This window comes from Clostridium acetobutylicum ATCC 824, assembly GCF_000008765.1.
Lineage (GTDB): Bacteria > Bacillota > Clostridia > Clostridiales > Clostridiaceae > Clostridium_S > Clostridium_S acetobutylicum.
The window spans coordinates 29,373-52,282 of the sequence record NC_001988.2; the positions used below are offsets into that span (position 1 = coordinate 29,373).

Sequence of the window (22,910 nt, forward strand, 5' to 3'; positions counted from 1 at the left end):
TAGGACCTTTTGGTCCTATTTTTTTATATAAACTTATATAATTCTAAGTGTTTTTGGAAAGGGATAAAATAAAGTCATCGATCATTATGCGAAAGCTGTCTTCTGAATCAACTTTATTTTGAAAATATCCAAGAGAACTTAAGGATACATAGCCATGTAGCAAACTTCTTAAGGCTCTGCTTTTATGTATTAAGTCTACGTCATTTTTTATATAAAAGCTTAAAACTTGAAGAATGATATTATTAGTTTCCTTTGCCATACGATTCACTTCTTCGTTTTCTGTGGTTTTAGTACTTAAAAATAGTCTGTAAGCAGTCTTATTTTCCATAGCAAAGTCCTTATATGTATAGGCAAAAATTTTCACAGCAGCTTCTCCGCTTTTTCCAACTAGGTCCTGCATTAATTTAAAATTCAATGAATTTAATAAATATGTTGTCATGCTTATTTTGAGATCACTCATATTAGAAAAGTGATTATATAAAGATGGAGATTTTATATCCAATTTTTCTGCAAGTTTTTGAAAGGTAACCTTATCAAGACCAATTTCGTCAGCTAACGAAAAGGCGATTTGGATGATTTTCTCTTTGGTTAAATTCCGTTTTTTCACTGCTGTATCACTCCCTATAATCTTATAAAAATATCTTAACATGTTAAGAGTTTTTTTACAAACTATATTTTATAGTTTACAAACTACATTGTATAGTTTATACTATAGCTTATAGAAAGAAGGACTGAATTTATGAAAATGTGGAAAAAAAATTTGATAGTTTGTTGGTTTGGAATGTTTATAACCAGTATAGGAATGAGTCAAATTGCCCCAGTACTACCTCTTTACATAAGACATCTTGGGGTTAATAGCTCATCCTTAGTTGAAGAGTTTTCAGGTATTGCTTTTGGGATTACCTTTATAGTATCAGCTATTTTTTCTCCTATTTGGGGGCAAGCTGCTGATAAATTTGGTAGGAAGCCTATGCTTCTTAGAGCAAGTTTTGGTATGGGAATAATTATATTTAGTATGGGTTTTGTATCAAATGTATATGTGCTTATAGTATTGAGATTGCTTCAGGGTGTTATAACTGGTTACAGCACAGCTTGCACTACGCTAATTGCAACACAAACGGATAAAGAACATGCTGGATGGGCACTCGGCACACTTTCAACTGCTGGTATTGCAGGATCACTTCTTGGACCAACTATTGGTGGTTTTGTAGAAGAAGCCTTTGGTACACAAAATGTATTTTTCATAACAGGTGCACTGCTTATAATTGTATTTATTGCTACAATGCTGTTTGTGAAGGAAGATTTTGTACGTGAAAATAAAAAGGTTGATAGTATGAAGAAAGTATGGAATAGCGTTCCTGAAAAAAGTCTTACTATAACTATTCTTGTAACGTTTTTTATATTAACCTTAGCATTATACTCAATAGAACCAATTATGACAGAGTATGTTTCTAAGCTATCAAGGAATACTAGTCATGTTGCTTTTATAGCAGGGTTGGTTTTTTCAGCTTCGGGACTTGCTAACATAGTTGCAGCACCAAGGCTTGGAAAAATTTCTGATAAAATTGGACCTCATAAGATTATGCTTGGTGCCCTCATAGTTGCAGGTATAGTATTTATACCGCAAGCTTTTGTTAAAAATCCATGGCAGTTAATGTTTTTTAGATTTTTATTAGGACTTGCATCAGGAGGATTAACTCCATCAGTTAATATATTAGTAAAGAAAATCACACCTACGGCTATTACAGGAAGAATTTTTGGACTTAGTATGTCAGCAGGATACCTTGGTGTATTTGGAGGTTCAGTTTTAGGAGGGCAGGTTTCAGCTTATTTAGGAATTAGATATGTATTTTTTATTACCAGTTCACTGCTGCTTATAAATGCAGTGTGGGTTTATTTTAAAGTGTATAAAAAACTTAATTTAAAAGAAATAGTTTAATATAAAGGAGATAACAATATGGAAAATTTAGAAATAGAAAAAACGGCCCTTGTGGTTATAGATTTGCAAAAAGGCATTGTAGCTGGAGAGCATGCGCCTTATACAGGAAAAGAAGTTGTAGAAAAAGCAAGTAAATTAGTTAAAGCATTTACAGATAAAGGGGCTTTTGTAGTTCTTGTAAAAGTCTCAACTATTGATGGAAAGGACATGCTTAAGCCTAAGTTGGATTCGGAAATTAATCAAATTAAGCGCCCAGAAGGATGGGATAGCTATGTACCAGAAATATCCAATATAAAAAATACTTATGCTATTACAAAAAGGCAATGGGGAGCATTTTACGGTACTGATTTAGATTTACAGTTAAGGCGTCGAGGAATAGATACTATGGTGCTATGCGGTATTTCTACAGGAATAGGTGTTGATACTACAGCTAGAGAAGCTTTTCAGCATGGATACAATCAAATTTTTGTTGAGGATGCAATGACAGCAAGATCAAGGGAAGAACATGCCTATGTTTGTAAATATATATTTCCAAGGCTAGGAAGGATCAGAAATACTGAAGAAATATTAGAACAATTATAATATTGAAACAAAATATGATTTTTAATTATAGGTTGACAACCCCACAGTTCTTGGGATAACATTATTTTATAATATACTTATATAATGTTCCTAGGAGGAGTTTTAATGATTGATAATGCTAGGGAAATAGCAGAGTTACTAAAAGTTCTAGCTAATGAAAATAGATTAATGATTGTTTGTCATCTTATTGATGCACCTATGACAGTAACTGAACTTCATGAAAAAATAAATACCTTGACACAATCAGCACTGTCTCAGCATTTAGCTTTATTGAGAGCACATGGAATACTTAGCTCAGAGAAAAGGGGACTTTCTATTACCTATTCAATAAAGGATAATAGGATAACAAATGTAATTAAGGTTTTAAAAGAAAATTATTGTGATATAAAGTAAAGCATGCAAAACTTATAAAGTAATTGCATGCTTTTGCATTTTATATTGACAAAAGTATATTCTAGATTTATATTAGTATATAAGAAGATACTAATATAAATTGGAGGAAGTTTATGTTTAATATTTTTAAAAATAATGAAATTGGTTCTATAAGTGTACATGATTTATATGAGAGAATAGGAAAAATTAATTTAATAGACATTAGGGAAGATTACGAGTATAAAGACGGTCATATACCTTCAGCTAAGAATGTACCAATGGGGATAATTTTAAAAGAACCAGAAAAATATATTGATAAGTCAAAAGAATACTACATAGTTTGTAAGTCAGGAGCAAGAAGCATAAAAACTTGCAAACAATTAATAAGTAAAGGATACAATGTAGTTAATATTTCAGGGGGTACATCAGCGTATATAAGACCACTAGAGAGATAATTAACATGTGATAGTATGAAATAAAATAGAAAATATTTTAAAGGATAAATGGAGGAATCAAAATGAAAAAGGTAATTGAATTTCATAAGGAAGGTTATAATTGTGCAGAATCTATTGTAAAGGCAATAAATGAGGATAAAGGCTTAAATATTCCAGTTTCTATAGCAACTCCTTTTGGAGCAGGAATGGCGGTTGGAACTACTTGTGGTGCTATTACAGGAACGCTTATGGCAATTGGAGCAGTAAAGGGAAGAGAATCAGGAAAGGCTGCAAATGAAACTAGAGAGTTGAGTAGAAATTTAATTAATAAAATTAAGGAAAAATATGGAACATGCCAATGCGTAGAGTTAAAGAAAAAGGGAATAAGCTGTGATGAAATAATAGAATTCAGCTATGATATTTTAAAAGAATCTATATAATGAATAACATACAAGTTATCCAAAACATTGCATGTCTTTTTTATTGAAATATATAAATATAAACTAGCTTTAAGGGAAAAATAGTATTGTTAAGCTAGAGTATAAGGTAGCTTAAAGTTAAGCTTTCTGTAGTATCTCGATCATTGGTGTATTATAATATAAAAGGAGGTAGTTTATATGGTTTCTACTTTAGGCAGTGATACTTTTACTTCAATAAGTGCTCATGACTTGCATGGAAAATTGGGAAATATTCATTTAATAGATGTAAGAGAAAATGATGATTTTAAAGAAGGGCATATACCAACTTCCAGAAATATACCAATGGATATACTTTTAAAAGAACCAGAAAAGTATATTAATAAAACAGACGAATATTATATAGTTTGTCAAGCAGGAGTAAAAAGCGAAAAGACCTGTAAAGAATTGTGGAGTAAAGGATACAAGGTAATTAATATTAAAGATGGTACAGATTCGTACAAGCAACCACTTGAAAGATAAAAAACAAGAGTAAAATGTAAAATAGTCTATGTGCTTCATGAAGCTAATATAATGAAGCAAAGACTATTTTACATTCTTTATTTTTTAAAATGATTTTATATAGATATCCTTAAGTTCACTTATAAGTGGATACCTAGGATTAGCTGTTGTACATTGGTCATCAAAAGCAAGCTCTGACATTTTATCTAGCGTATTATAAAAATCTTTTTTATTTATTCCAGCGGCACTTATATTTTGTGGAATACTCAAATCTATCTTTAACTTTGAAATAGCTTCTATTAAGGCTGTTACCTTTTCGGTATCGCTAGTACCCTTTAAATTCAAATACTCTGCAATTTCAGCATATTTTCTCTTAGCATTAGGAGATTTATATTGAGGGAATGCTGTTTGCTTTGTTGGACAGTCTGTAGCGTTATATTTAATAACTTCTTCTATTAATACAGCACAAGCAATTCCATGTGGAACGTGATGCATTGCCCCAAGTTTATGAGCCATTGAATGGCATACACCTAAGAAAGCATTTGCAAATGCCATCCCCGCAATATTAGAGGCATGTGCCATTTTTTCTCTTGCTTCAATGTCGTTAGTCCCATTTTTATAGGCTCTAGGCAAATATTTAAATATCATTTTTATTGCTCTTAAGGCTAATTCATCAGTATAATCCGTAGCCATAACCGAAACATATGCTTCTATAGCATGAACTAATGCATCTATTCCAGTTGCTGCTGTTAATTTTCTAGGCATATTTAACATTAATTCAGTATCTATTATTGCCATGTTTGGGGTCAATTCATAAGAAGTTAAAGGGTATTTCATTCCTGTTTCATCATTAGTTATAACTGCAAAAGGTGTTGCCTCTGAACCGGTACCAGCAGTTGTAGGAATAGCTACTGAAATCGCCTTTGTACCTAATTTAGGGAAATTGCATATTCTCTTTCTTATATCCATAAAGTTTATAGCTAGATTTTCAATTTCTGCTTCTGGATATTCATATAACAAGTGCATAACCTTTGCTGCATCCATTGGCGATCCACCACCAATAGAGATTATAGTATCAGGTTCAAAGTTAAGCATTTCTTTAGCACCTTTTTTTACTGAATCAATAGTTGGATCAGATTTAATATCTGTAAATATACTGTATTTAATATCTATCTCATCTAGTACCTTTGTTATTTTATTAACATATCCAAGTTTAAAAAGATCTTTATCTGTTACTATAAAGGCTCTTTTCTTATTCATATCTTTTAATTCTTTTAATGCAAATCTAAGACATCCATATTTAAAATATATTTTTTGTGGCACTTTAAACCAAAGCATATTTTCCCTTCTTTCAGCAACACTTTTAATATTTAATAAATGTTTAGGCTCTACATTTTGCGATACAGAGTTTCCTCCCCAAGTGCCGCATCCAAGAGTAAATGATGGTGCTATCGCAAAATTGTATAAATCTCCGCTTGCTCCCTGTGAAGAAGGCATGTTAATAAATGTCCTTGAAGTTTTCATTGCTAATCCAAATTCTTTAACTTTATCCTTATTGTTTTGTGAATCTATATATAAAGATGACGTGTGTCCACTTCCACCTAATTCTATTAGCCTTTGTGCCTTTTTTAGAGCTTCATCAAAATCCTTAACTTTATACATTGCAAGTACTGGTGATAGTTTTTCATGTGAGAACAGCTCGCTTTTTTCAACAGATTGTACTTCGCCTATAAGTATCTTTGTAGTTTGAGGAACTTCAATTCCTGCCATTTTAGCAATTATATAAGCAGATTTTCCAACTATGTCAGCATTAATAGCTCCATTTTTAAACATAGTTTCTTTTATTTTAGCTATTTCATTTTGATTGAGTATATATGATCCTCGTTTTACAAATTCCTCTTTAACTTTTTCGTATATTGAATTCATAACTAATATTGATTGTTCAGAAGCGCATATTACTCCATTGTCATAAGTCTTTGATAAAATTATGGAGCTTACTGCCATATCTATATCTGCACTCTCATCTATTATTGCTGGTGTATTTCCTGCTCCAACACCAATTGCAGGTTTTCCAGATGAATAGGCCGCTTTAACCATTGAAGGACCTCCTGTTGCTAATATTATATCAGCTTCACTCATCAAATCTTGAGAAAGTTCTATTGATGGCTCATCTATCCAGCCTATTATATTTTTAGGTGCTCCTGCTTTAACAGCTGCATCTAAAATTAATTTTGCTGCAGCAATTGTAGATTTTTTTGCACGTGGATGTGGTGAAAAGAATATTGCGTTTCTTGTTTTTAAAGAAATTAATGATTTGAAAATTGCTGTGGAAGTTGGATTAGTAGTAGGAACTATGGCTGCAACAATTCCAATTGGTTCAGCAACCTTTGTTATGCCTAAAGAATCGTCATGGTCTATTATGCCACAAGTTTTTTCATTTTTATATTTATTGTATATATATTCTGCTGCAAAATGATTTTTTATAATTTTATCTTCTACAAGACCTATTCCTGTTTCTTCTACTGCTAATTTAGCTAAGTTTATTCTTTCTTTAGCTGCGGCTATGGCACATTGTTTAAAAATTTTATCAACTTGCTCTTGAGTATAGGTTGCAAACTTCTTTTGCGCTTCTCTCAATTCATTTAGCTTTTGTTTTAGTTCTTTTTGATTTGTAACTTTCATTTATATACACTCCTTTATAAAATTTATTATTAGTTTGATATTTAACAAACTATTGCAAATAAAACTTATTGTATTATATAACACACTTTGATGCCTTATAAATTATAGAGTGTGGTTTCCTTACATTATTTACTTCTAATGTGATAAACCGTTGATATGTACATATTTAACGCTTGTATTTCTATAGTAAAATTATGCAGTCATTTTATTTTCTATAATATTATTATATAACAGTAATTAAAGATTGTCAAACATTTAACAATAATTAATGATTATAACTATTTTTATTGCCAAATACTAGTTATAAGTGGGTGTATTACGTATTATTAGAATAAAGTAAAATCGATAAGTGTTGAGTTTGTTTTTTTATTCACTAAATGTATTTTTTACCTATAGCAAAAGGCCTCCTATGATTTTTGTTTTATCATAGAAAGCCTTTTGTTTTTTAAGCTATAGATTTTTCTCACACTTTTTTATTCATCAACCTTTTTGCAAAGTGCCTTACAGCTCTGATCCATATTCAGTTGATTTTTATATTCTATATTTTCAATATTGCAGTTAGGGCCTATTGTAATATTGTTTCCTCTCACTATTTTTGCGTCCGTGTGCTCGAGATAAATATTATCGCCTTCGATTATGCTGGTTACCAATCTTCCGCGGGTAAAGAAAAGGTTCATCATCTCATGTATAAAATGTCCAGAACCTAATTTTACTGTTATATTCTCTCCACCTATATCCTTTACTCTACATTTTCCATACATATATATTTCAATATCACCAGCATTTAATAATCCAGCTATCTCGAAGCCTCCTCTTGCATGGAAATGTTCTGCTTCACAATCCTCACCTATAGAAACTGAACCGGATATATCTATACTGTCAGTGTGAACATTTCCTTCAATATCACTTGAGCCACTTATTTTGATTTTTTTAGCAGTAACATTTCCAAAGGTACGGGAAGAGCCGCTTACAATTAAATCTCCAGAATTTAAATCACCGTGTACTTTAGTTGTTCCTGAAATTTTAACTATCTCTTTGGCAGTAATATTTCCATTAGCAGTAGAAGAGCCTGAACACATATAACTGTTGCAATTTACATTACCATTTATTTTAGCAGAGCCACTAATTTTTACTTCGTCATAGTTTCCTCCACCTATACTTCCGCTTCCAGATACTTTTACGTCTGATAATTTTTCTTCCATTTTAAAATCTCCTTTATTTTATAGTGATAATTTTGATTTTAATTCTTCTAAACATTCTCTAGCGTTTACTTTTAGAACAAGAGATGCTGTATTTTCAATATATATCTCATTTGGTATAAGCATAAGAAAACATATAGCTATTCCTAGTTTTCTTATTAATACTACGTCACAATATCGGTCATCAAAATTTTTGTAATTTTCTTCAAGAGTATGAAGTATGAGTTTACCTTCTTCTAAACTTGTTTTCCCGGATTTTAGGAACCTATCTAATATAGTCATGAAAAGTAGTTCGTTAAATGAAAAGTTATTTGAATTTTCATGAATGCTAGTATATAAGTTCATTATAGTTTGCGAAACAATGTTTTGTTCCAGCATTTCTTTTTTTTCTAAAGAAAGCTCTGAAAGATTTGGGGAAAATATATTGGCAAGCTCATCTAATGATACATCCCCCTTAAAGCTCTTAATTTTTTCAATTCTATCTAAGATTTCATTTTTAGGGAAAAAGGTCTCCTGCCCAGTAAAGCTGGATTTCTTTATGAACCATTCCTCAGGTATAAGTTTCTTTCTCTTCCATCTATACAGCTGACCATAAGAAATATGAGTTATCTCAAGAAGTTCTTTTTTAGAAATTAAATTAGTTTCATCCATATAGCTATTCCTCCAGTTATTCTCTTCATGAATACAATATAACATAACATTGTTACGTTTGCAATAGGAAAGTTTTATTTCACACAAAAAACAGCTAAAATATAAATTTAGCTTGTTTCGAACTATAGATAAGGAGTGTTAATATTTATATGAAAATATACATTATCTTAAAATTGATGTTATAATATAGAGCATATATTAACTATAATCCACTACATAAGTGTAATTTATTATATAAAGATAATATTGGAGGAAAAAGATTGTGTTTATTTTATTATTAAAATACATAAAACCCGTTGAGGAAGTTGATAAAGAATTAGAAAATCATATAAAATATTTGAATAAATATTATTCATTGGGGAAATTTATTTGTTCAGGAAGAAGAAATCCAAGAATAGGTGGTGTAATTCTTTGCAAGGCTGAAAGCCAAAAGGAGGTCAAAGAAATACTTGAAAAAGATCCTTTTTATTTAAAAAATATTGCTGAATACGAAATAATAGATTTTTCACCTACAAAATATGCAGAAGGGTTTGAAAAATTTATAAATATATGATACTTATAAAGGCAAATTTAAAAGCAACTAAAATATAAAATTGAACTGACCCCTGTCAAGTAGACAGGGGTCAGTTCAATTTTAACTAAAGCTTATCGAATTTCTTTTCCCATAGCCTTTTTAAGTGAAATTTTTCTTCGTCTATTTCTTCTTGTGTTCTAATGCCCATTTTTCGAAGAAGTGGCAAAGGAGGACACCAACCATGAATTGCATGTTGGAGTAAAAAGCCTGAAACAATCCCAGCAAATTTAAAATATCCAGAATTCTTTTTTATAAGGCCTGCAGCGATACTCAATAATATAATAGAAGCTGCATTGGTCTCTAGTATTCTTTCTATATCCCATTCTGCATCAAGTTCATGGATTTTAGATAATATTTCTTCTTTGCTCATTTTGTTGTAGGCCTCAATATTTGAGCAAAGTTTTTTCTGAATTTTAAGGTTAATTTCATTACTAGTATTCATAGCTACTCTTTTGGAAGTAGGAGGACAAATTGTATGGAGCATAATTATATACACCTCATTTTATACTGATTTTGGGTTTAGTTTGCTCTATTATAAAAAATTTATTACATAAAAATGCTCTCTTTTCGCTTGGAAAAGAGAGCATTCTTCATTGTGTTAAGATTTAAAGTCTTTAGAACCCCTAATTTTTTTTACATAATAAAATTTACCCACCTTAAAAATTTTACCATGGTGTCATTGGTGAAACAGATAGTCCTACGTTATTACCTAAGAAATTAACTCCTAAGAATAATAGAGTTAAAGCAAGTACTGAAAAAGCTAATTTGTGTTTTTTTAATAACATAGATTGATCATCCTTTCTTGTATAAAATTTTTACTAAAATCATATATCTCTTTAATAGAGTGAATATCATTGGTGGCAAAGTAAAAATCTAATAATTTAAACATAAGTTTAGAATTTAAATTTTTGTCCCTACTAGAATTTGAAAAAAATTCATCTTTTATAGTCTGAACTTTTTCAGGAACATTTAAGGTTTTATATATATCTAGCAATTCACCATATATATCATTTACTAAATAGTAATGAGTATTTCGCTTAGCATAATTTAATGATTTTAAACAATATAACTCAGCATCCTTTGTATAACCTAATTTTTTCAAGATCCTGCTCATCTCAAGGTATGTAGAAGGTAGAAGAGTTGAACTTTCATTCAAATTGTTTATATTTTCAAGTATAATTCTTAAATTTGATTCTGCCTTTTCAAAATTTGAATTTTCTACATAAATGTCAGAAGAATTAACCAATATAAAAAGATATTTTTCATAATCACTTTTGTCTATACTTTCTAGTAGTTTATTATATATATCTAAACTTTTTTGATATTCCTTCATCCATTGATAACAAATAGCCTTTTGAATAAGCACTTCATAGTATTTATTCTGATCAATATTTTTTATTATAGATTCGACTTCATTAAGCCTTTTAAGGGCTAAATCATATTTTTTTAATTGACCATAACACAAGGAACTGTTAAAAAGGAAGATACATCTGTACTCCTCATCCATATTTTTAAACTGCTTTAATGCAAATTCACAGCAGTTTATATCATCCTGATATCTCAACATGTAATAATAGGTCATGGACAATTTTCTTAAGATATGTACTATATTATCGCTGTAAATATTTATATCTATTAGTGCCTTTGCTTTTTCGTAATATAAGGATGCATTATAAAAATCATTTGTACTAGAAAAGTAGTCACCAGCAAGCTCAAAAATAGTAATTTTTTTGTCTCTAAAATCCCAAGTGACCAAGAAATCTTCTACTTCCCTTAGCTTATTTATAAATACATTATCCTTATAAATAGTCAAATCTCTCAAATCGTCTATATATTTATCAAGCACTTTAATTGCTTGCGATTTCTCATCTTCCATCAAATAGTTTATATCTTCATCAACTTGTACATTTTTTTTATCACAAATTTTTTTTAAGTTCTTAAGCATTATTTCGGCAGCACTCCTAGTTAAGTTTGCCTTATTATGTTCTATCTGGCTTATAAGGTTTCTAGTTATCTCATTTCCTGCCAGATCTTCTTGACTTAGGCCGTATTTATCTCTTATGTTTTTCAATTTATTAGCTACCGACAGTATTTTGTAACTTACCATAGAAATTCTCCTTAACGTAAAAAAGTTTTGTTACCTTGATTATAGCACCAAAATAGGAAAAGTACTACAGGTAAAACTATAAAAAAGTACAACTTTTTCTTGTAAAATACCTTGTAAAAATACATAAATCGTCTGATACCTAAAACAGGCATGTGAATTTTTTATCACATAATGTAATAATTACTTACTTTTCGTAATTTAAAAAATGAAAAAATTCAGTATACTCCTAGAAATTAAATTTTATAAAGTATAATTAAATATTTATTTTTGCATAAACTACAGTTTATATAAGCATATATGTTAGTGCAGGGTATGTTGATTGATATAATTGTTGGAGCTGCTGCTGTTTTAATATGTTGGAGATTTGGAGAATGGAGTAAATGGAGCGAATACTATTCTACTATTTTATTTTTTATACTAGGAGATATGGCATATAATTTTTCGTTTTATAATCATCCATTATGGATGTATGGTGGAAACCTTATTAATCATACTTTTACAGATATATTTATTGCTATTACCTTGTTTCCGACAACTATAATTTTATATAATACATTCTATCCAAATAAAGTCGGTAAGAAAATAATTTACGTATTATTATGTTCGGGTATATACTCACTAATAGAATTCATATTATATGTTTTTAATAGTTTTTTTATAAAAATGGTTGGAAGGTAGTTTATTCTTTTATTTTTGACATTGTAATGTTTACGATTTTAAGGATCCACTATAAAGAACCTCTTTTAGCATGGGTTATATCTATGATATGTGCAGTAGTGTTGATGATAAAATTTAATATTAGTATTCTTGAGATGAAATAATTTAAAACAGAGTAGGTGTAATAATGAATTATAACACTATATACAGTATGGATAAAGTATTTAAAGAATTTAATAAAGTAACTTTGAAGCTTTATAATTTATGGTCAAATCATATGATATATACCTGGCGCTGGTGGCTTCAAGTGCTAATAGCAATACTTCCATGGATATTGTGGGTAATCATAAGAAAAAAAGAAAGTGCAGGAAGATTGCTTTATGCCGGTTTTTTTACTATGCTTATAGCAACATATACGGATGTACTTGGAACTACGCTGGGTTTATGGGAATACCCAGTAAAGCTTCTTCCAATATTTCCACCAATGGCACCATGGGATTCTACAGTGATGCCAGTTACTACAATGATTTTTCTTCAGTATAAAACTGAAATAAATCCTTTTTTGAAAGCCTTTATTTATTCTTTTTTTGGTGCGTATGTACTTGAACCTTTAGCTGTTATATTAAAGTTATATAAACCTTTTGGGTGGAAGCATATATATTCGTTCATAGTTTTTTTCGTTATTTATATTTTCACAAACTATATATTTATGCGGGATAATTTCAAAAAAATATAAAGTTAAATACTGCGTTGTCTGTATTAACAAAATAAGGGCGAAAGTTCCCCTTTATTTAAAATGAAAATGTTCATAATTCATATCTTTGATTTTAAAGTTCACTTTTTCAAAATCTCGTCGAAGTTTTTCTCTCATTGGCTTTGGACCACAAAAGAATACTGAATACTCAAGATTTTTATCTATATGTTTTTCTAAGTCTTCAAGTCCTAAAAATCCATTTTTGGAGCTATCAATCGAGTGTATATTTAGATTGCTATTTTTATTAATAGAATTGAGTTCATTGATATAAGCACCTTCATTTTCATTGTTATATGTGTAAAATAAATCCACAGTGTAGTCAGAAGGAAGTTCAGCCTGCCAAAAGCTTCTAAAAGGAGTTATGCCTATTCCGCCGGCAATCCATATTTGATGTTTTAGGCCATTTTCATAATTGAATTTTCCGTGAGGACCGCTTACGGATAAAGTATCGCCTACCTTTAAATTTTCTTTTAGAGCTTTGGTGTGGTCACCTAGAACCTTTATGGAAAATTGAATCTCGTTAGATTTATTGGAATTACTCATAGTAAAAGGATGTGAGGGGAAAAAGCTCTTTTTTTCAGGAATTTTTATAAATGCAAATTGTCCTGCTTTATATTTGAGTTCATTTTTAAGGGAAGTTCCTGTAATTTCAAAGGTATCCTTCGCAATTTCATTAATACTTGTAACTTTATATTTGTGCTTAAAGGAAACAAATTCATATATAAATATACTATAAATAATTGACAAAACACCAATTAAGTTAAATAGGTTCATCCATAAACTAAAGGCACTTAGGGAAAAAACTTTGTATTCAGAGGATAAATAGTAATGAAGAACTCCTAAAATATATGGTACTATCATTATGGTGTGGAATTTTTTCCAATTTTCATATTCTAATTTGTAAAGCACAAGAAAAATTATCACAAGACCAGTGAAAAGGTATAGACTGAAAGTACCTAATTGCTTTCCGGAGAAAAACATGCCGGCGCCGGAGGGTTTAACTCCTTTAGGAAGGGATTTAAAGTTAGTAGGACGCTTTCCAGAAAAACCTCCCATCTTTAGGGTGAAGTTATGTGCCCAAATGAGAAATACAATAAGAATACTTAAATATTTGTGGTATATGTAGGAGATATCAAGTCCATTAAAAAAATCATCAACATAGTGATGTCTAGTAGCAATAAAGTTTATCCAAGTAAGAGCAATTAGTGCGATAGAGGATATAAACTGCGAGTACCGTCTATATAGGGATAATGATTTTTCTGGTGTTTCAAAGAGCCAGAATATATAGGTTAAAAGAAAGGTTACCAAAATTAAAATTAATCCTTGATATTTTTTCATAATTATTCTCCCCACTTTATAGTATTAGTCTTATTTAGATATTTACTAAAGGGAGGTTTTCTATGTATGTATTTTTAATGAAGAACGGACAAATTTAAATAACTTGTCCGTTCTCAAAATATATTATTGAGTTACTAGTTGTTTTTCAAAGATATCTAATATTTGCTGCTCAAAATCCTTTTCAGAGTTTCTAATTATGGCCCTATAATTATCAAATTTTAAGCTTTCGGTGTGGAAATTTTCAAAGCATTCTGATATTTTATTTAATATGAGAGGGATATTTTTTTCTTCATCCTCAAATTTAAAGGAAGCATCAATTGGAACATCCTTAAAATATTTTGCAGAGCCCTTTTTGTCTGTTATAACGCAGCAGCCACAAATAGCAGCTTCACGTGGTAGTCTGTCCTTGCCGGGGTGGTTACCAAAATCTATATAAACTTTTGACTTTTTTAGTAAATCAATTACTTCCTGTCTACTCATATTTATAATTGGTCTCCAATTAATAGATTTATGAGCTTTCATAAGCTTTTCAGTAAACTCTAATCCTTTTTTTGGATTGTATACTACAATGTTTTCTCGATTAAAAAGATCATTATCTAAATTGTTTTCTAGAAAATCTCGATTTAAGTAATCTGATAGATAGTATACCTTTGGAATGTTTTTTTCTTTTAAAGTTTCAGTAATGTACTCGCATTGAGCTAGATGAATTATATTATTATCTTCAAAGTTGAAATACTTAAAATCACCAAGTAGAGCTTTGATTTTTTCATTATCTTTATTTTTTTCTAAAATCTTTATGGAATCATAATAATTATCTATACTTAACCACCATATGGCTTTTCTTATTTTTTCATACCTATATAGAAACATGGTCAGTACTTCAGGAACTATTATTAAGTTTTTAGAATCATCTTCAATAGTGTTTACATATTGTATGTTATATTTTTTATATTCATCTGGTGTTGGGTTTTCAGTGTCTTCTCCAACATAGAACATATATGCCTTAAAGCCTAAGCTATTAAGCTTGTACACCAATTGGTGGAGTAGTTCAATACCGCCTGTGGTATACTTTGATACACAAACAACAAATATCTTTGAATCTCTAAACATTTGTATCATATAATCTCCTCCTTATATAAATTTAAATGCTAAAAAGTAGCTAAAATAAAGGTTATTTTAACTACTTTTATAGAATGAATTTAATTTAAAATTTCAGTTCTTGCTTTAAGCTTTAGTACTTCTTCAGCAGCCCTTTTGTAGCCACCGCTTTCTCTGAAGGAATTATTGATTTTTCTTATGTTCTCCATGTAATTTTGGTTTGTCATTACCTCATATACAGAATTTCTTAGAAGCTCTGGTGTAAGAGTATCTATATCAAGCTTAATGCAGGCGCCTAAATCAGCGGTTCTTGATGCCATATAAGGCTGGTCTGCACCTAAAGGAATAGCTACAAAAGGAACGCTATTAAACAGTAAATCGTTAGTACTGTTCATTCCTGAATGCGTTACAGCTGCATTTGCATATTTTAAAATTTCTGTTTGAGATATATAATTTCTAACTACAAAGTTTTTAGGTATATCAAATTGTGATAAGTCAACTTTATATGCAGTCATAACGACTACTACATCTTCGTTTTTAAAGGCATTAAAGAATGTCTCATAAAGTTTAATATCAAAATTGCTGTATACAGTACCTAGTGAAATGTATATTACCTTTTTATCCTTAATTTCTTCATAAGGGAAGTTTGATAAATCCTCTTTTCTATCGTATATAGGCGGACCTATAAATTTAAAGCTGTCATCATAATATTGAATATTTGGAATAAAATATTTTGATGTGTATGCGAAGTTTACATCTCCCTTATTAAAAAATAGCTTCTTTATTTCAGGAAGTTCTATATCGTATTTTTCTTTAAGCCCATATTTAAGCTTCATGTATTTTTCCATTATAGGAGTGTCTTTCATAGATTCTTCGGTAATGCCTTCAAGGCTTTTTGGCATAATTTCATCTGGAGTAGCAAAAATTGCAAAAGATGAAAATGATGGCAGCTTTAATATTTGTGCTAGTAAGCTTCCAAAAGGACATGCAGCAGCATAACCAATGTAGTCAAATTTAGTACCATTTGTTTTATCTAGAACAGATTCAATAGCTTTTTCACAAATATCAAGTGATTTTTCAATTATGGCAATTAAAGTTTCCTTGGTCATATTTGAGGCACTAAAGTGATGTTTTCTATTTGAGGGATCCATGGCACTACCATAATCTTTAAAGATAGCACCTGTCTTTTCTATTCTTTCTCTAAATTCTTCAGTACAAAAATAGGTTACTTCTTGTCCACGTTTAACTAATTCGCTTATAATACCTAGTGTTGGATTCACATGTCCATAAGCGGGGATACCTAAAAATAATATTTTTCCCATGTTATAATCACATCCTTATCAAGTTTATGTAATTTATAGTGTTTACTTTAGTATTTTGGTTTATACCATTCTGTTCTAGAAATGTTCATATTCTATGTTTTTACCACATCTTGCTTTTAAAATATATATAAATTATAATTTTTAATAAATCAATATTCAATCACTAATATAGAAAAAAGTGTTGTTTAATCAACAGATTATATACATTTTGTTGTTTATTTTGGAGGAAATTCAATGAAGAATAGAATAGAAGATAGAAGAATAAAGTACACAAAGATGGTTATAAAACAAAGTTTAATTACCCTCTTAAAAAATAAACCTATAAACAAGGTGACGGTTACAGAGATATGTAATTTGGCAGATATAAATAGGAGTACCTTTTATACTCATTATTCCAATCCATACGATTTATTGGATTCAATAGAGGAAGAACTATTTGAGGAAGTAAAATCCTCGCTTAGGGATTCAGAAGGAGAGACAAAAATTGAAAACACTGTAAATGAAATTTTTAAGGCCATTGCAAAAAATAAGGAACTTTTTAAAATTTTTTTTAGTTCCCATAGAGATTATGGTTTTTTAATAAAGTTTTTTGGAGCTGTATATAATAATTCTATTGATAATTTTAAATCAGCCTTTAAGTCTAATAACGATGCACAGTTGGAATATCTGTACAACTATATATTAACTGGTAATGCGTCTATCAGCTATAAATGGATTAAAAATGGATTAAAGGAAAGCCCAGAAGAAATGGCTTCCCTTGTCAATAGATTAATAGTACATACCATGTCATTTATAAAATAGAACTATACTTGGAGTTCTAGATCATCATAGCTGGCATAGGAGTTATTAAAGATAGTTTTTGCAGCAAGTTCTGCTTTTTTTCTATCGTCTAGAGTTAGATATTTAGCTGCATCAAAGTGAATAAGCATTAATTTTTTTGCACCAGCTTCTTTTGCAATCTTAGACGCTAATTCTGGGTTTAAATGCACAGAAGCGTCATCAGTGCCTAAGGGCTTCATGCTACATTCAGATATTAATAAATCTGCATTTTTAGCTAAAGTAATTGCATTAAAACAATAGCTAGTATCCGTGCAGTAGGATATTGTTTTACTATCAATCTCAAGTCTTATACCAAGAACATATGAGCTGTGAACTAAAGGTAGAAAGGTTGCTTTAAATGGGAGAAAATTAAGCTTATTACAAGCCTCTATTATTTCAGTTTTAAAGGGCAGCTTCTTTATAGGAACTGTAAATGGAACGTTTACAAATTGATTAATTAATTTAGTTCCGCCTTTTGGAACTATAATGTATAATCCTTTTGAAAATTTATTCAAGGGTAAAGTATGTAGACCTGAAATATGATCCAAGTGAAAGTGACTTAAAAAAAGATAAACAGGCTTATCAGAAGAAATGCAATTTCTCAATTTTGATATACCATTTCCTGCATCTAAAATTATATAATAATTCCTATGTTCAATTAGAACTGATGGGGTGTTCCCTGTATTTGAATCAAACCAACCATTTGTACCTAAGAAAGTTATCTTTAACATTTAATGCCCTCCCTTTGATTATTAGTTAATATATTTATTATACTAATAAGGTAAAATTATACAAGTGGGCAATTTATCAAACTCTTGTTATATTTCTTAGGAAAATATTTAATGAAGAAAAATTTGAGATAAACCGGAAGTAAGAAAATAAAACATGCTTATATTCAGTAAATGGAAGCTAAAAAGTCGAATATAAAAGAAAAACGTAGAAAAAAATAGCATTATAGTATATAATATGTATATGTTTAAATTTGAAGATGATACGTGGTTAACAAGAGATTATATGGTCAAAAACGTTATTGTAATCAAAGCTTAAACTTAAATTTTAAAAGGGAGAGTGTATTATGATTTCAGTACATGGTATAGATTACATAAAGGGTATGTGTGAGCTTCAAGTAGATGAAGTACCAGGAGGTGTTATTTACTTGATAAGTGATGGTAACGTGTTTACTTGGAGAAAAGCATCTATGGATTTTAATTTGGATATATTTCAAGTTGGAGAAAAATTAAATGCTGAAAGTGTAAATGTTAAGGCTCTGAGAGAAAAGAAAAGATTTGTAGAGAATGTTCCGCGTTCATTGTATGGAATTAGATTAAAGGTTATAGCCGATCCTATATTAGATGATGATGGCGAAGTTGTTGGGGTGTTTTCTATGGTATTCCCAGTTCTACATCCAATGATGTCAGCGTTCAAAGATTTTGCTCCAGTTTTGTCTGATATGTTTTCGGATGGTGTAGTATTATTTGTAACGGATTTAAATAAATTTGTAGAAGTACAGCACTCAGAAAATTTTGAGCTTCCTGAACTAAGAGCAGGTGATGAATTTAAAATTGATACTACTCCTGATAAGGTTATAAAAACTAATAAAGCTGTTTCAATTGAATACCCGTCTTCTGTATATGGCGTTCCAGTTTCTGCAGCTTGTCATCCTATAGTTGATGAGGTAACAGGAAAGATTGTGGGAACTTTTGGGCTACTTATTCCAAAGGTTGTGGCATCAAAGCTAAAAGAAGTATCACAAAGCTTAGAGGATGGTATTACGGAAATAGCATCAACTATTGAAGAACTAGCAGCATCAGCATCAAACATACATGTAAACGAGCAGAAGCTAAATAATAGCATTGATGGTATAACATCATTATCTGAAGAAATAAATTCTGTGACAAAGTTCATAAAAGATATAGCAAATCAAACTAAAATGCTAGGGTTAAATGCGTCTATAGAGGCGGCAAGAGCGGGTGAGATAGGAAAAGGTTTTGGGGTTGTTGCAGATGAAATAAGAAAATTATCTGAAGAGTCTAAGAGTACGGTACCTAAAATTAAAGAGCTAACTGATAAGATTATACAAAAGGTGAGCGAGTCTAGTGAAATGAGCCAAAGCTCGTTATCCTCAAGTCAGGAACAGGCTGCAGCTACACAGGAAATTACAGCAAGTATAGAAGAAATAACATCTATGGCAGAGAACTTAAATGAAATAGCAGATAGATTATAATATAATAATTGTTGCATGCAGGAATTAGAAGAAATAAACTCCTGCATTATTTTTTATATATGGTTTAAAATTTCAATAAATCTTTTGGTTTCATACATAAGATCTCTAAGTATTAGAACCTTCCACTTTTCAACTATAAGTAAAAGAGTAGTTTCAATAGGACATGCTGGCAATTCTTCTTTCATAATATAGTTTCCTTTCAGATATATTCACATTAGTTACCTATGTGTACTTAGAAAACTTAAAAGTACTCACTTTAAGAGAGCTATAGTTCTAATTTTTTAAAAGGCACATTGGTAAAGTAATGTGCCTTTTAGTAGGTTAATTTTTACTTCCTTCAAAGCTGTCTACAGTAAACAGGCTTGAAAACAATTTTCTCCAAATAAGAACAACTAGAATGGTTCCAACACCTCCAAGAAGTGCTGCAGGTACAGTACCCAAAAGTGAGGCTGTAATACCTGATTCAAATTCACCAAGTTGATTAGAGGTACCTATAAATATCATGTTTACAGAGCTTACCCTTCCTCTCATGTTATCAGGAGTTTCAAGTTGAACTAGAGTTGAACGAATAACAACACTTATTACATCTGATGCACCAAGTACAAAAAGAGCTAAAAAGGATACAATAACAGATTTTGATATTGCAAATATTATAGTTGATAATCCAAAACACACTACTGCTGTGAACATTATTTTACCAACGTTTCTTTTTAGAGGCTTTCTTGTAAGTAAAGCTGACATAAGAAGTGCACCTACAGCTGGAGCTGATCTTAATACTCCTAGTCCAAAGGAGCCTATTTTTAAAATGCTGCTTGCATAGATAGGTAGAAGAGCTGTTGCTCCACCAAATAGTACTGCAAACAAATCTAGTGATATTGCTCCAAGAATTATAGGTCTGCTTTTAATGAAGGTTATTCCCGCAAAGAAGGATTTTAAATTTACAGGATCAGGTTTTCTTTCTTCCTTGTTCACATGAATTTGAATTATTAATACACTTGCCAGTATTAATAGTCCAGCGGTTATTGAGTAAATAAGTGAAGCTCCAAAGGAATAGAGGATTCCAGCAAAACCCGGGCCTACTATAACTGCAAATTGAGAAGCTGAAGACACTAGCGCGGATGCCTTAGGAAAGATTTTTCTTTCAACTATATTAGGAAGTAAGGCTTGCATTGGCGGACCTTCAAAAGAATGAGCTAAAGCTATAAAGAAAACCATTATTAAGAAGCTTTCTTTAGTAATCCAGCCATTATAGTTTCCAAAGGCTAAAAGGGCTATGCAAATTCCTTGTACTAATTGGCTTATGGAAACTATTTTTCTTCTATCATATCTATCTGATATATGCCCAACAAACAGTGATAACACTAGCATAGGAAGAAATTGAACTAGTCCAATAAGGCCAAGGTAAAAAGCTGAATGAGTAAGCGAGTACATTTGCCAACCAATAGCAACCGTAAGCATTTGATATGCAAAGTTACTGGATACCCGAGCTGTAATTAGTAAGCTTAAGGACTTGTTTTTTAATAGAGTCGGAGTTTTAATAAAGTTCATAGTATAATTCCTAACCTTTCAAAAAATAATAAATGATTACTATAGTAATTTTAAGTTAACGCGGGAAAAAGTCAATAAAATATTTGTAAGGATAAGTGAGAATTATTACATTATTTTTATTAATATGTATTGAATGGTATAATATCTATAATTGCAATTAAGGAGTGAAATTACTATGGGTACAATAGCAGAAACAAAGTATGGAAAACTAGAAGGCATAAAAGAAAACGGCATAAATAAGTGGCTTGGAATTCCGTACGCAAAACCGCCAGTAGGTGAACTTAGATTTAAGAGAACAGTTGAATGTGAGCCTTGGAATGGGGTGCGTTATGCAAAAAAACATGGCAGCAAACCACATCAATTTGCAAATACCTCTGAAGAAGTAGGTATAGAAAGTGAAGACTGCCTTTATATGAATATTTGGGCACCAGAAAATGCAAAAAATTCTCCTGTATTTGTATGGATTTATGGTGGAGCTTATGCTATGGGTTCCTGCTCTGAAGCTTATTATGACGGGACAAATTTTGCAAAAGAAGGTATAGTTTATGTAGCTTTTAACTATAGACTTGGTGTACTTGGTTTTTATGATTTTACAATGTATGATGATAGTTTTGATTCTAATTGTGGAGTTTCAGATCAAATAATGGCTCTAAAATGGGTAAAGGAAAACATTGAGGCTTTTGGAGGAGATCCAAACAATATTACAATTGCAGGTGAGTCAGCAGGTGCGGCATCTGTCACAAATATGTTAGCAGTACCAAAGGCAAAGGGATTGTTTAACAAGGCTATAGCAGAAAGTCCATTACCTGGTTGTGTTACAAGCCATAATACTGCTAGGTTAATTACAGATATATATTTAAAGCGCTTAGGGCTTGAAGCCAGCGAAGTACATAAATTAAAGACAATGGAGCTAGAGGATATAAAAAAGGCAGCATTATATGTGATAGACGACACTTGTAGCAGCTATCCAGGAATGTATATACCAGGGCCTGTACTTGATGATTTGATACCAAGATTGCCTTGGGAAGGGATAGCTTTAGGAAGTTCGAAAGGAGTAAAGCTCATAATCGGCACTAATCATGATGAAGGTACTTTATTTATTAATAAAAATAAGTCTATGCTTCCAGGAGGATGGAAGGATGTAGAGAGAATGTTAAGAATGAATAAATGCTTTGATAGCTTGCCTAAGATTCATAAATTATACGATAAATTCTCAGAAGAGATGATTCAAATTCAAGAAATCATGAAAGATAGAACTTTTTTAGTAGATTCTATTAAAGTTGCTGATGCACAAAGTGAAAAAAATGATACTTGGATGTATCGTTTTGATTACGCTCCTATTTCTGCTAAGCTTAATGGACTTGGAGCAACACATGCAGTGGAGGTGTCTGTAGCGTTAAATAATACTAAAGGGGAAGGTATAGCCTATTCTTTTTGGAGGGATACGCCAGAGGATATAATTAAAAAATTCATAGAAAATATGCATATGTCATGGGTAAACTTTGCTAAAACAGGAGATCCTAATGGCAATCTTGATATAGAGTGGAAAAAGTATGATTCTAAAAGTAGAACTACCTTTGTTTTTGATGAAGAAAATAAGGTAGAAAATAATCCAGCAAAGGATATTTATGAAACTTGGAGAGATATTAAATTATATACTGATATATAGTTAGAAGATGAGAAGTATTAAAAT

23 protein-coding genes and 1 pseudogene are annotated in these 22,910 nt (G+C 30.7%); 12 read left to right on the plus strand and 12 right to left on the minus strand.

Going from position 1 to position 22,910, the window contains the following annotated elements:
* Positions 1 to 43: 43 nt before the first annotated feature.
* Positions 44 to 607: a TetR/AcrR family transcriptional regulator gene (locus CA_RS19355; protein ID WP_010890713.1), complete on the minus strand. Its 564-nt coding sequence runs from the start codon at positions 605 to 607 to the stop codon at positions 44 to 46.
* A 132-nt stretch (positions 608 to 739) separates the two neighbouring features.
* On the opposite strand from CA_RS19355, the gene CA_RS19360 reads away from it, so the two are divergent.
* The 6 genes from CA_RS19360 (at position 740) to CA_RS19385 (ending at position 4,265) form a co-directional block, all read left to right on the plus strand.
* On the plus strand, positions 740 to 1,939 hold the full coding sequence (locus tag CA_RS19360) for a multidrug efflux MFS transporter (RefSeq protein WP_010890714.1): 1,200 nt from the start codon (positions 740 to 742) through the stop codon (positions 1,937 to 1,939).
* Positions 1,940 to 1,957: 18 nt separating this feature from the next.
* Positions 1,958 to 2,521, plus strand: coding sequence for a hydrolase (locus CA_RS19365; protein ID WP_010890715.1), 564 nt, complete (start codon positions 1,958 to 1,960; stop codon positions 2,519 to 2,521).
* 105 nt (positions 2,522 to 2,626) lie between these two features.
* Positions 2,627 to 2,914: an ArsR/SmtB family transcription factor gene (locus CA_RS19370; protein WP_010890716.1), complete on the plus strand. Its 288-nt coding sequence runs from the start codon at positions 2,627 to 2,629 to the stop codon at positions 2,912 to 2,914.
* Positions 2,915 to 3,027: 113 nt separating this feature from the next.
* Positions 3,028 to 3,348 carry a rhodanese-like domain-containing protein gene (locus CA_RS19375; RefSeq protein ID WP_010890717.1) on the plus strand — a complete coding sequence of 107 codons (321 nt, stop codon included), beginning with the start codon at positions 3,028 to 3,030 and terminating at the stop codon, positions 3,346 to 3,348.
* A gap of 62 nt (positions 3,349 to 3,410) precedes the next feature.
* Positions 3,411 to 3,767, plus strand: a complete 357-nt coding sequence (locus tag CA_RS19380) for a C-GCAxxG-C-C family (seleno)protein (RefSeq protein WP_010890718.1) — start codon at positions 3,411 to 3,413, stop codon at positions 3,765 to 3,767.
* Positions 3,768 to 3,944: 177 nt separating this feature from the next.
* Complete coding sequence (locus CA_RS19385) at positions 3,945 to 4,265, plus strand: rhodanese-like domain-containing protein (RefSeq protein ID WP_010890719.1); 321 nt, start codon at positions 3,945 to 3,947, stop codon at positions 4,263 to 4,265.
* Positions 4,266 to 4,349: 84 nt separating this feature from the next.
* Here CA_RS19385 and adhE read toward each other — a convergent pair whose 3' ends face one another.
* The 3 genes from adhE to CA_RS19400 form a co-directional block, all read right to left on the minus strand.
* Positions 4,350 to 6,926, minus strand: a complete 2,577-nt coding sequence (gene adhE / locus CA_RS19390) for a bifunctional acetaldehyde-CoA/alcohol dehydrogenase (protein WP_010890720.1) — start codon at positions 6,924 to 6,926, stop codon at positions 4,350 to 4,352.
* 473 nt (positions 6,927 to 7,399) lie between these two features.
* On the minus strand, positions 7,400 to 8,128 hold the full coding sequence (locus tag CA_RS19395; protein ID WP_010890721.1) for a polymer-forming cytoskeletal protein: 729 nt from the start codon (positions 8,126 to 8,128) through the stop codon (positions 7,400 to 7,402).
* Positions 8,129 to 8,146: 18 nt separating this feature from the next.
* Positions 8,147 to 8,776 carry a YhbD family protein gene (locus CA_RS19400; protein ID WP_010890722.1) on the minus strand — a complete coding sequence of 210 codons (630 nt, stop codon included), beginning with the start codon at positions 8,774 to 8,776 and terminating at the stop codon, positions 8,147 to 8,149.
* Between the two features lie 262 nt (positions 8,777 to 9,038).
* Here CA_RS19400 and CA_RS19405 point away from each other — a divergent pair, with 262 nt between their 5' ends.
* Entirely contained in the window at positions 9,039 to 9,329 is a 291-nt protein-coding gene (locus CA_RS19405; RefSeq protein ID WP_010890723.1) for a YciI family protein, read from the plus strand.
* Between the two features lie 85 nt (positions 9,330 to 9,414).
* On the opposite strand, the gene CA_RS19410 is transcribed toward CA_RS19405, so the two are convergent.
* The gene (locus CA_RS19410) at positions 9,415 to 9,834 is read right to left on the minus strand and encodes a YgaP-like transmembrane domain (RefSeq protein ID WP_010890724.1); all 420 of its coding nucleotides are present in this window, start codon (positions 9,832 to 9,834) and stop codon (positions 9,415 to 9,417) included.
* Positions 9,835 to 10,125: 291 nt separating this feature from the next.
* Positions 10,126 to 11,457 carry a helix-turn-helix transcriptional regulator gene (locus CA_RS19415; RefSeq protein WP_010890725.1) on the minus strand — a complete coding sequence of 444 codons (1,332 nt, stop codon included), beginning with the start codon at positions 11,455 to 11,457 and terminating at the stop codon, positions 10,126 to 10,128.
* Between the two features lie 312 nt (positions 11,458 to 11,769).
* Between CA_RS19415 and CA_RS19420 the strand changes: the two genes are divergently transcribed.
* Both CA_RS19420 and CA_RS19425 read left to right on the plus strand, forming a co-directional pair.
* On the plus strand, positions 11,770 to 12,135 hold the full coding sequence (locus CA_RS19420) for a CBO0543 family protein (protein WP_241393212.1): 366 nt from the start codon (positions 11,770 to 11,772) through the stop codon (positions 12,133 to 12,135).
* 166 nt (positions 12,136 to 12,301) lie between these two features.
* Positions 12,302 to 12,850 carry a CBO0543 family protein gene (locus tag CA_RS19425; RefSeq protein ID WP_010890727.1) on the plus strand — a complete coding sequence of 183 codons (549 nt, stop codon included), beginning with the start codon at positions 12,302 to 12,304 and terminating at the stop codon, positions 12,848 to 12,850.
* A gap of 51 nt (positions 12,851 to 12,901) precedes the next feature.
* Here CA_RS19425 and CA_RS19430 read toward each other — a convergent pair whose 3' ends face one another.
* The 3 genes from CA_RS19430 to CA_RS19440 all read right to left on the minus strand — a co-directional run bounded on the left by CA_RS19430 (position 12,902) and on the right by CA_RS19440 (position 16,626).
* On the minus strand, positions 12,902 to 14,206 hold the full coding sequence (locus CA_RS19430) for a ferredoxin reductase family protein (RefSeq protein WP_010890728.1): 1,305 nt from the start codon (positions 14,204 to 14,206) through the stop codon (positions 12,902 to 12,904).
* 123 nt (positions 14,207 to 14,329) lie between these two features.
* The gene (locus CA_RS19435) at positions 14,330 to 15,325 is read right to left on the minus strand and encodes a hypothetical protein (RefSeq protein ID WP_010890729.1); all 996 of its coding nucleotides are present in this window, start codon (positions 15,323 to 15,325) and stop codon (positions 14,330 to 14,332) included.
* Between the two features lie 80 nt (positions 15,326 to 15,405).
* Positions 15,406 to 16,626 carry a glycosyltransferase gene (locus CA_RS19440; RefSeq protein ID WP_010890730.1) on the minus strand — a complete coding sequence of 407 codons (1,221 nt, stop codon included), beginning with the start codon at positions 16,624 to 16,626 and terminating at the stop codon, positions 15,406 to 15,408.
* Positions 16,627 to 16,860: 234 nt separating this feature from the next.
* On the opposite strand from CA_RS19440, the gene CA_RS19445 reads away from it, so the two are divergent.
* A complete protein-coding gene (locus CA_RS19445) occupies positions 16,861 to 17,427 on the plus strand; it encodes a TetR/AcrR family transcriptional regulator (RefSeq protein WP_010890731.1) in 567 nt (188 codons plus the stop codon).
* 2 nt (positions 17,428 to 17,429) lie between these two features.
* On the opposite strand, the gene CA_RS19450 is transcribed toward CA_RS19445, so the two are convergent.
* Complete coding sequence (locus tag CA_RS19450) at positions 17,430 to 18,176, minus strand: ribonuclease Z (RefSeq protein ID WP_010890732.1); 747 nt, start codon at positions 18,174 to 18,176, stop codon at positions 17,430 to 17,432.
* A gap of 344 nt (positions 18,177 to 18,520) precedes the next feature.
* Between CA_RS19450 and CA_RS19455 the strand changes: the two genes are divergently transcribed.
* Positions 18,521 to 19,669, plus strand: coding sequence for a methyl-accepting chemotaxis protein (locus tag CA_RS19455; protein ID WP_010890733.1), 1,149 nt, complete (start codon positions 18,521 to 18,523; stop codon positions 19,667 to 19,669).
* 56 nt (positions 19,670 to 19,725) lie between these two features.
* Here CA_RS19455 and CA_RS19460 read toward each other — a convergent pair.
* Both CA_RS19460 and CA_RS19465 read right to left on the minus strand, forming a co-directional pair.
* A pseudogene (locus CA_RS19460) lies at positions 19,726 to 19,854 on the minus strand (winged helix-turn-helix transcriptional regulator); the annotation flags it as partial.
* A 136-nt stretch (positions 19,855 to 19,990) separates the two neighbouring features.
* Positions 19,991 to 21,217 (minus strand): MFS transporter, encoded by a 1,227-nt coding sequence (locus tag CA_RS19465; protein WP_010890734.1) that lies wholly within the window; start codon positions 21,215 to 21,217, stop codon positions 19,991 to 19,993.
* 175 nt (positions 21,218 to 21,392) lie between these two features.
* Between CA_RS19465 and CA_RS19470 the strand changes: the two genes are divergently transcribed.
* Positions 21,393 to 22,886 (plus strand): carboxylesterase/lipase family protein, encoded by a 1,494-nt coding sequence (locus CA_RS19470; RefSeq protein ID WP_010890735.1) that lies wholly within the window; start codon positions 21,393 to 21,395, stop codon positions 22,884 to 22,886.
* Positions 22,887 to 22,910 lie beyond the last annotated feature (24 nt).

Coding starts and splice junctions, on each gene's coding strand:
- CA_RS19360 (WP_010890714.1), top strand. CDS start 740: ATGAAAATGTGGAAAAAAAATTTGATAGTTTGTTGGTTTGGAATGTTT.
- CA_RS19365 (WP_010890715.1), top strand. CDS start 1,958: ATGGAAAATTTAGAAATAGAAAAAACGGCCCTTGTGGTTATAGATTTG.
- CA_RS19370 (WP_010890716.1), top strand. CDS start 2,627: ATGATTGATAATGCTAGGGAAATAGCAGAGTTACTAAAAGTTCTAGCT.
- CA_RS19375 (WP_010890717.1), top strand. CDS start 3,028: ATGTTTAATATTTTTAAAAATAATGAAATTGGTTCTATAAGTGTACAT.
- CA_RS19380 (WP_010890718.1), top strand. CDS start 3,411: ATGAAAAAGGTAATTGAATTTCATAAGGAAGGTTATAATTGTGCAGAA.
- CA_RS19385 (WP_010890719.1), top strand. CDS start 3,945: ATGGTTTCTACTTTAGGCAGTGATACTTTTACTTCAATAAGTGCTCAT.
- adhE (WP_010890720.1), bottom strand. CDS start 6,926: ATGAAAGTTACAAATCAAAAAGAACTAAAACAAAAGCTAAATGAATTG.
- CA_RS19395 (WP_010890721.1), bottom strand. CDS start 8,128: ATGGAAGAAAAATTATCAGACGTAAAAGTATCTGGAAGCGGAAGTATA.
- CA_RS19400 (WP_010890722.1), bottom strand. CDS start 8,776: ATGGATGAAACTAATTTAATTTCTAAAAAAGAACTTCTTGAGATAACT.
- CA_RS19410 (WP_010890724.1), bottom strand. CDS start 9,834: ATGCTCCATACAATTTGTCCTCCTACTTCCAAAAGAGTAGCTATGAAT.
- CA_RS19415 (WP_010890725.1), bottom strand. CDS start 11,457: ATGGTAAGTTACAAAATACTGTCGGTAGCTAATAAATTGAAAAACATA.
- CA_RS19420 (WP_241393212.1), top strand. CDS start 11,770: ATGTTGATTGATATAATTGTTGGAGCTGCTGCTGTTTTAATATGTTGG.
- CA_RS19425 (WP_010890727.1), top strand. CDS start 12,302: ATGAATTATAACACTATATACAGTATGGATAAAGTATTTAAAGAATTT.
- CA_RS19430 (WP_010890728.1), bottom strand. CDS start 14,206: ATGAAAAAATATCAAGGATTAATTTTAATTTTGGTAACCTTTCTTTTA.
- CA_RS19435 (WP_010890729.1), bottom strand. CDS start 15,325: ATGATACAAATGTTTAGAGATTCAAAGATATTTGTTGTTTGTGTATCA.
- CA_RS19440 (WP_010890730.1), bottom strand. CDS start 16,626: ATGGGAAAAATATTATTTTTAGGTATCCCCGCTTATGGACATGTGAAT.
- CA_RS19445 (WP_010890731.1), top strand. CDS start 16,861: ATGAAGAATAGAATAGAAGATAGAAGAATAAAGTACACAAAGATGGTT.
- CA_RS19450 (WP_010890732.1), bottom strand. CDS start 18,176: ATGTTAAAGATAACTTTCTTAGGTACAAATGGTTGGTTTGATTCAAAT.
- CA_RS19455 (WP_010890733.1), top strand. CDS start 18,521: ATGATTTCAGTACATGGTATAGATTACATAAAGGGTATGTGTGAGCTT.
- CA_RS19465 (WP_010890734.1), bottom strand. CDS start 21,217: ATGAACTTTATTAAAACTCCGACTCTATTAAAAAACAAGTCCTTAAGC.
- CA_RS19470 (WP_010890735.1), top strand. CDS start 21,393: ATGGGTACAATAGCAGAAACAAAGTATGGAAAACTAGAAGGCATAAAA.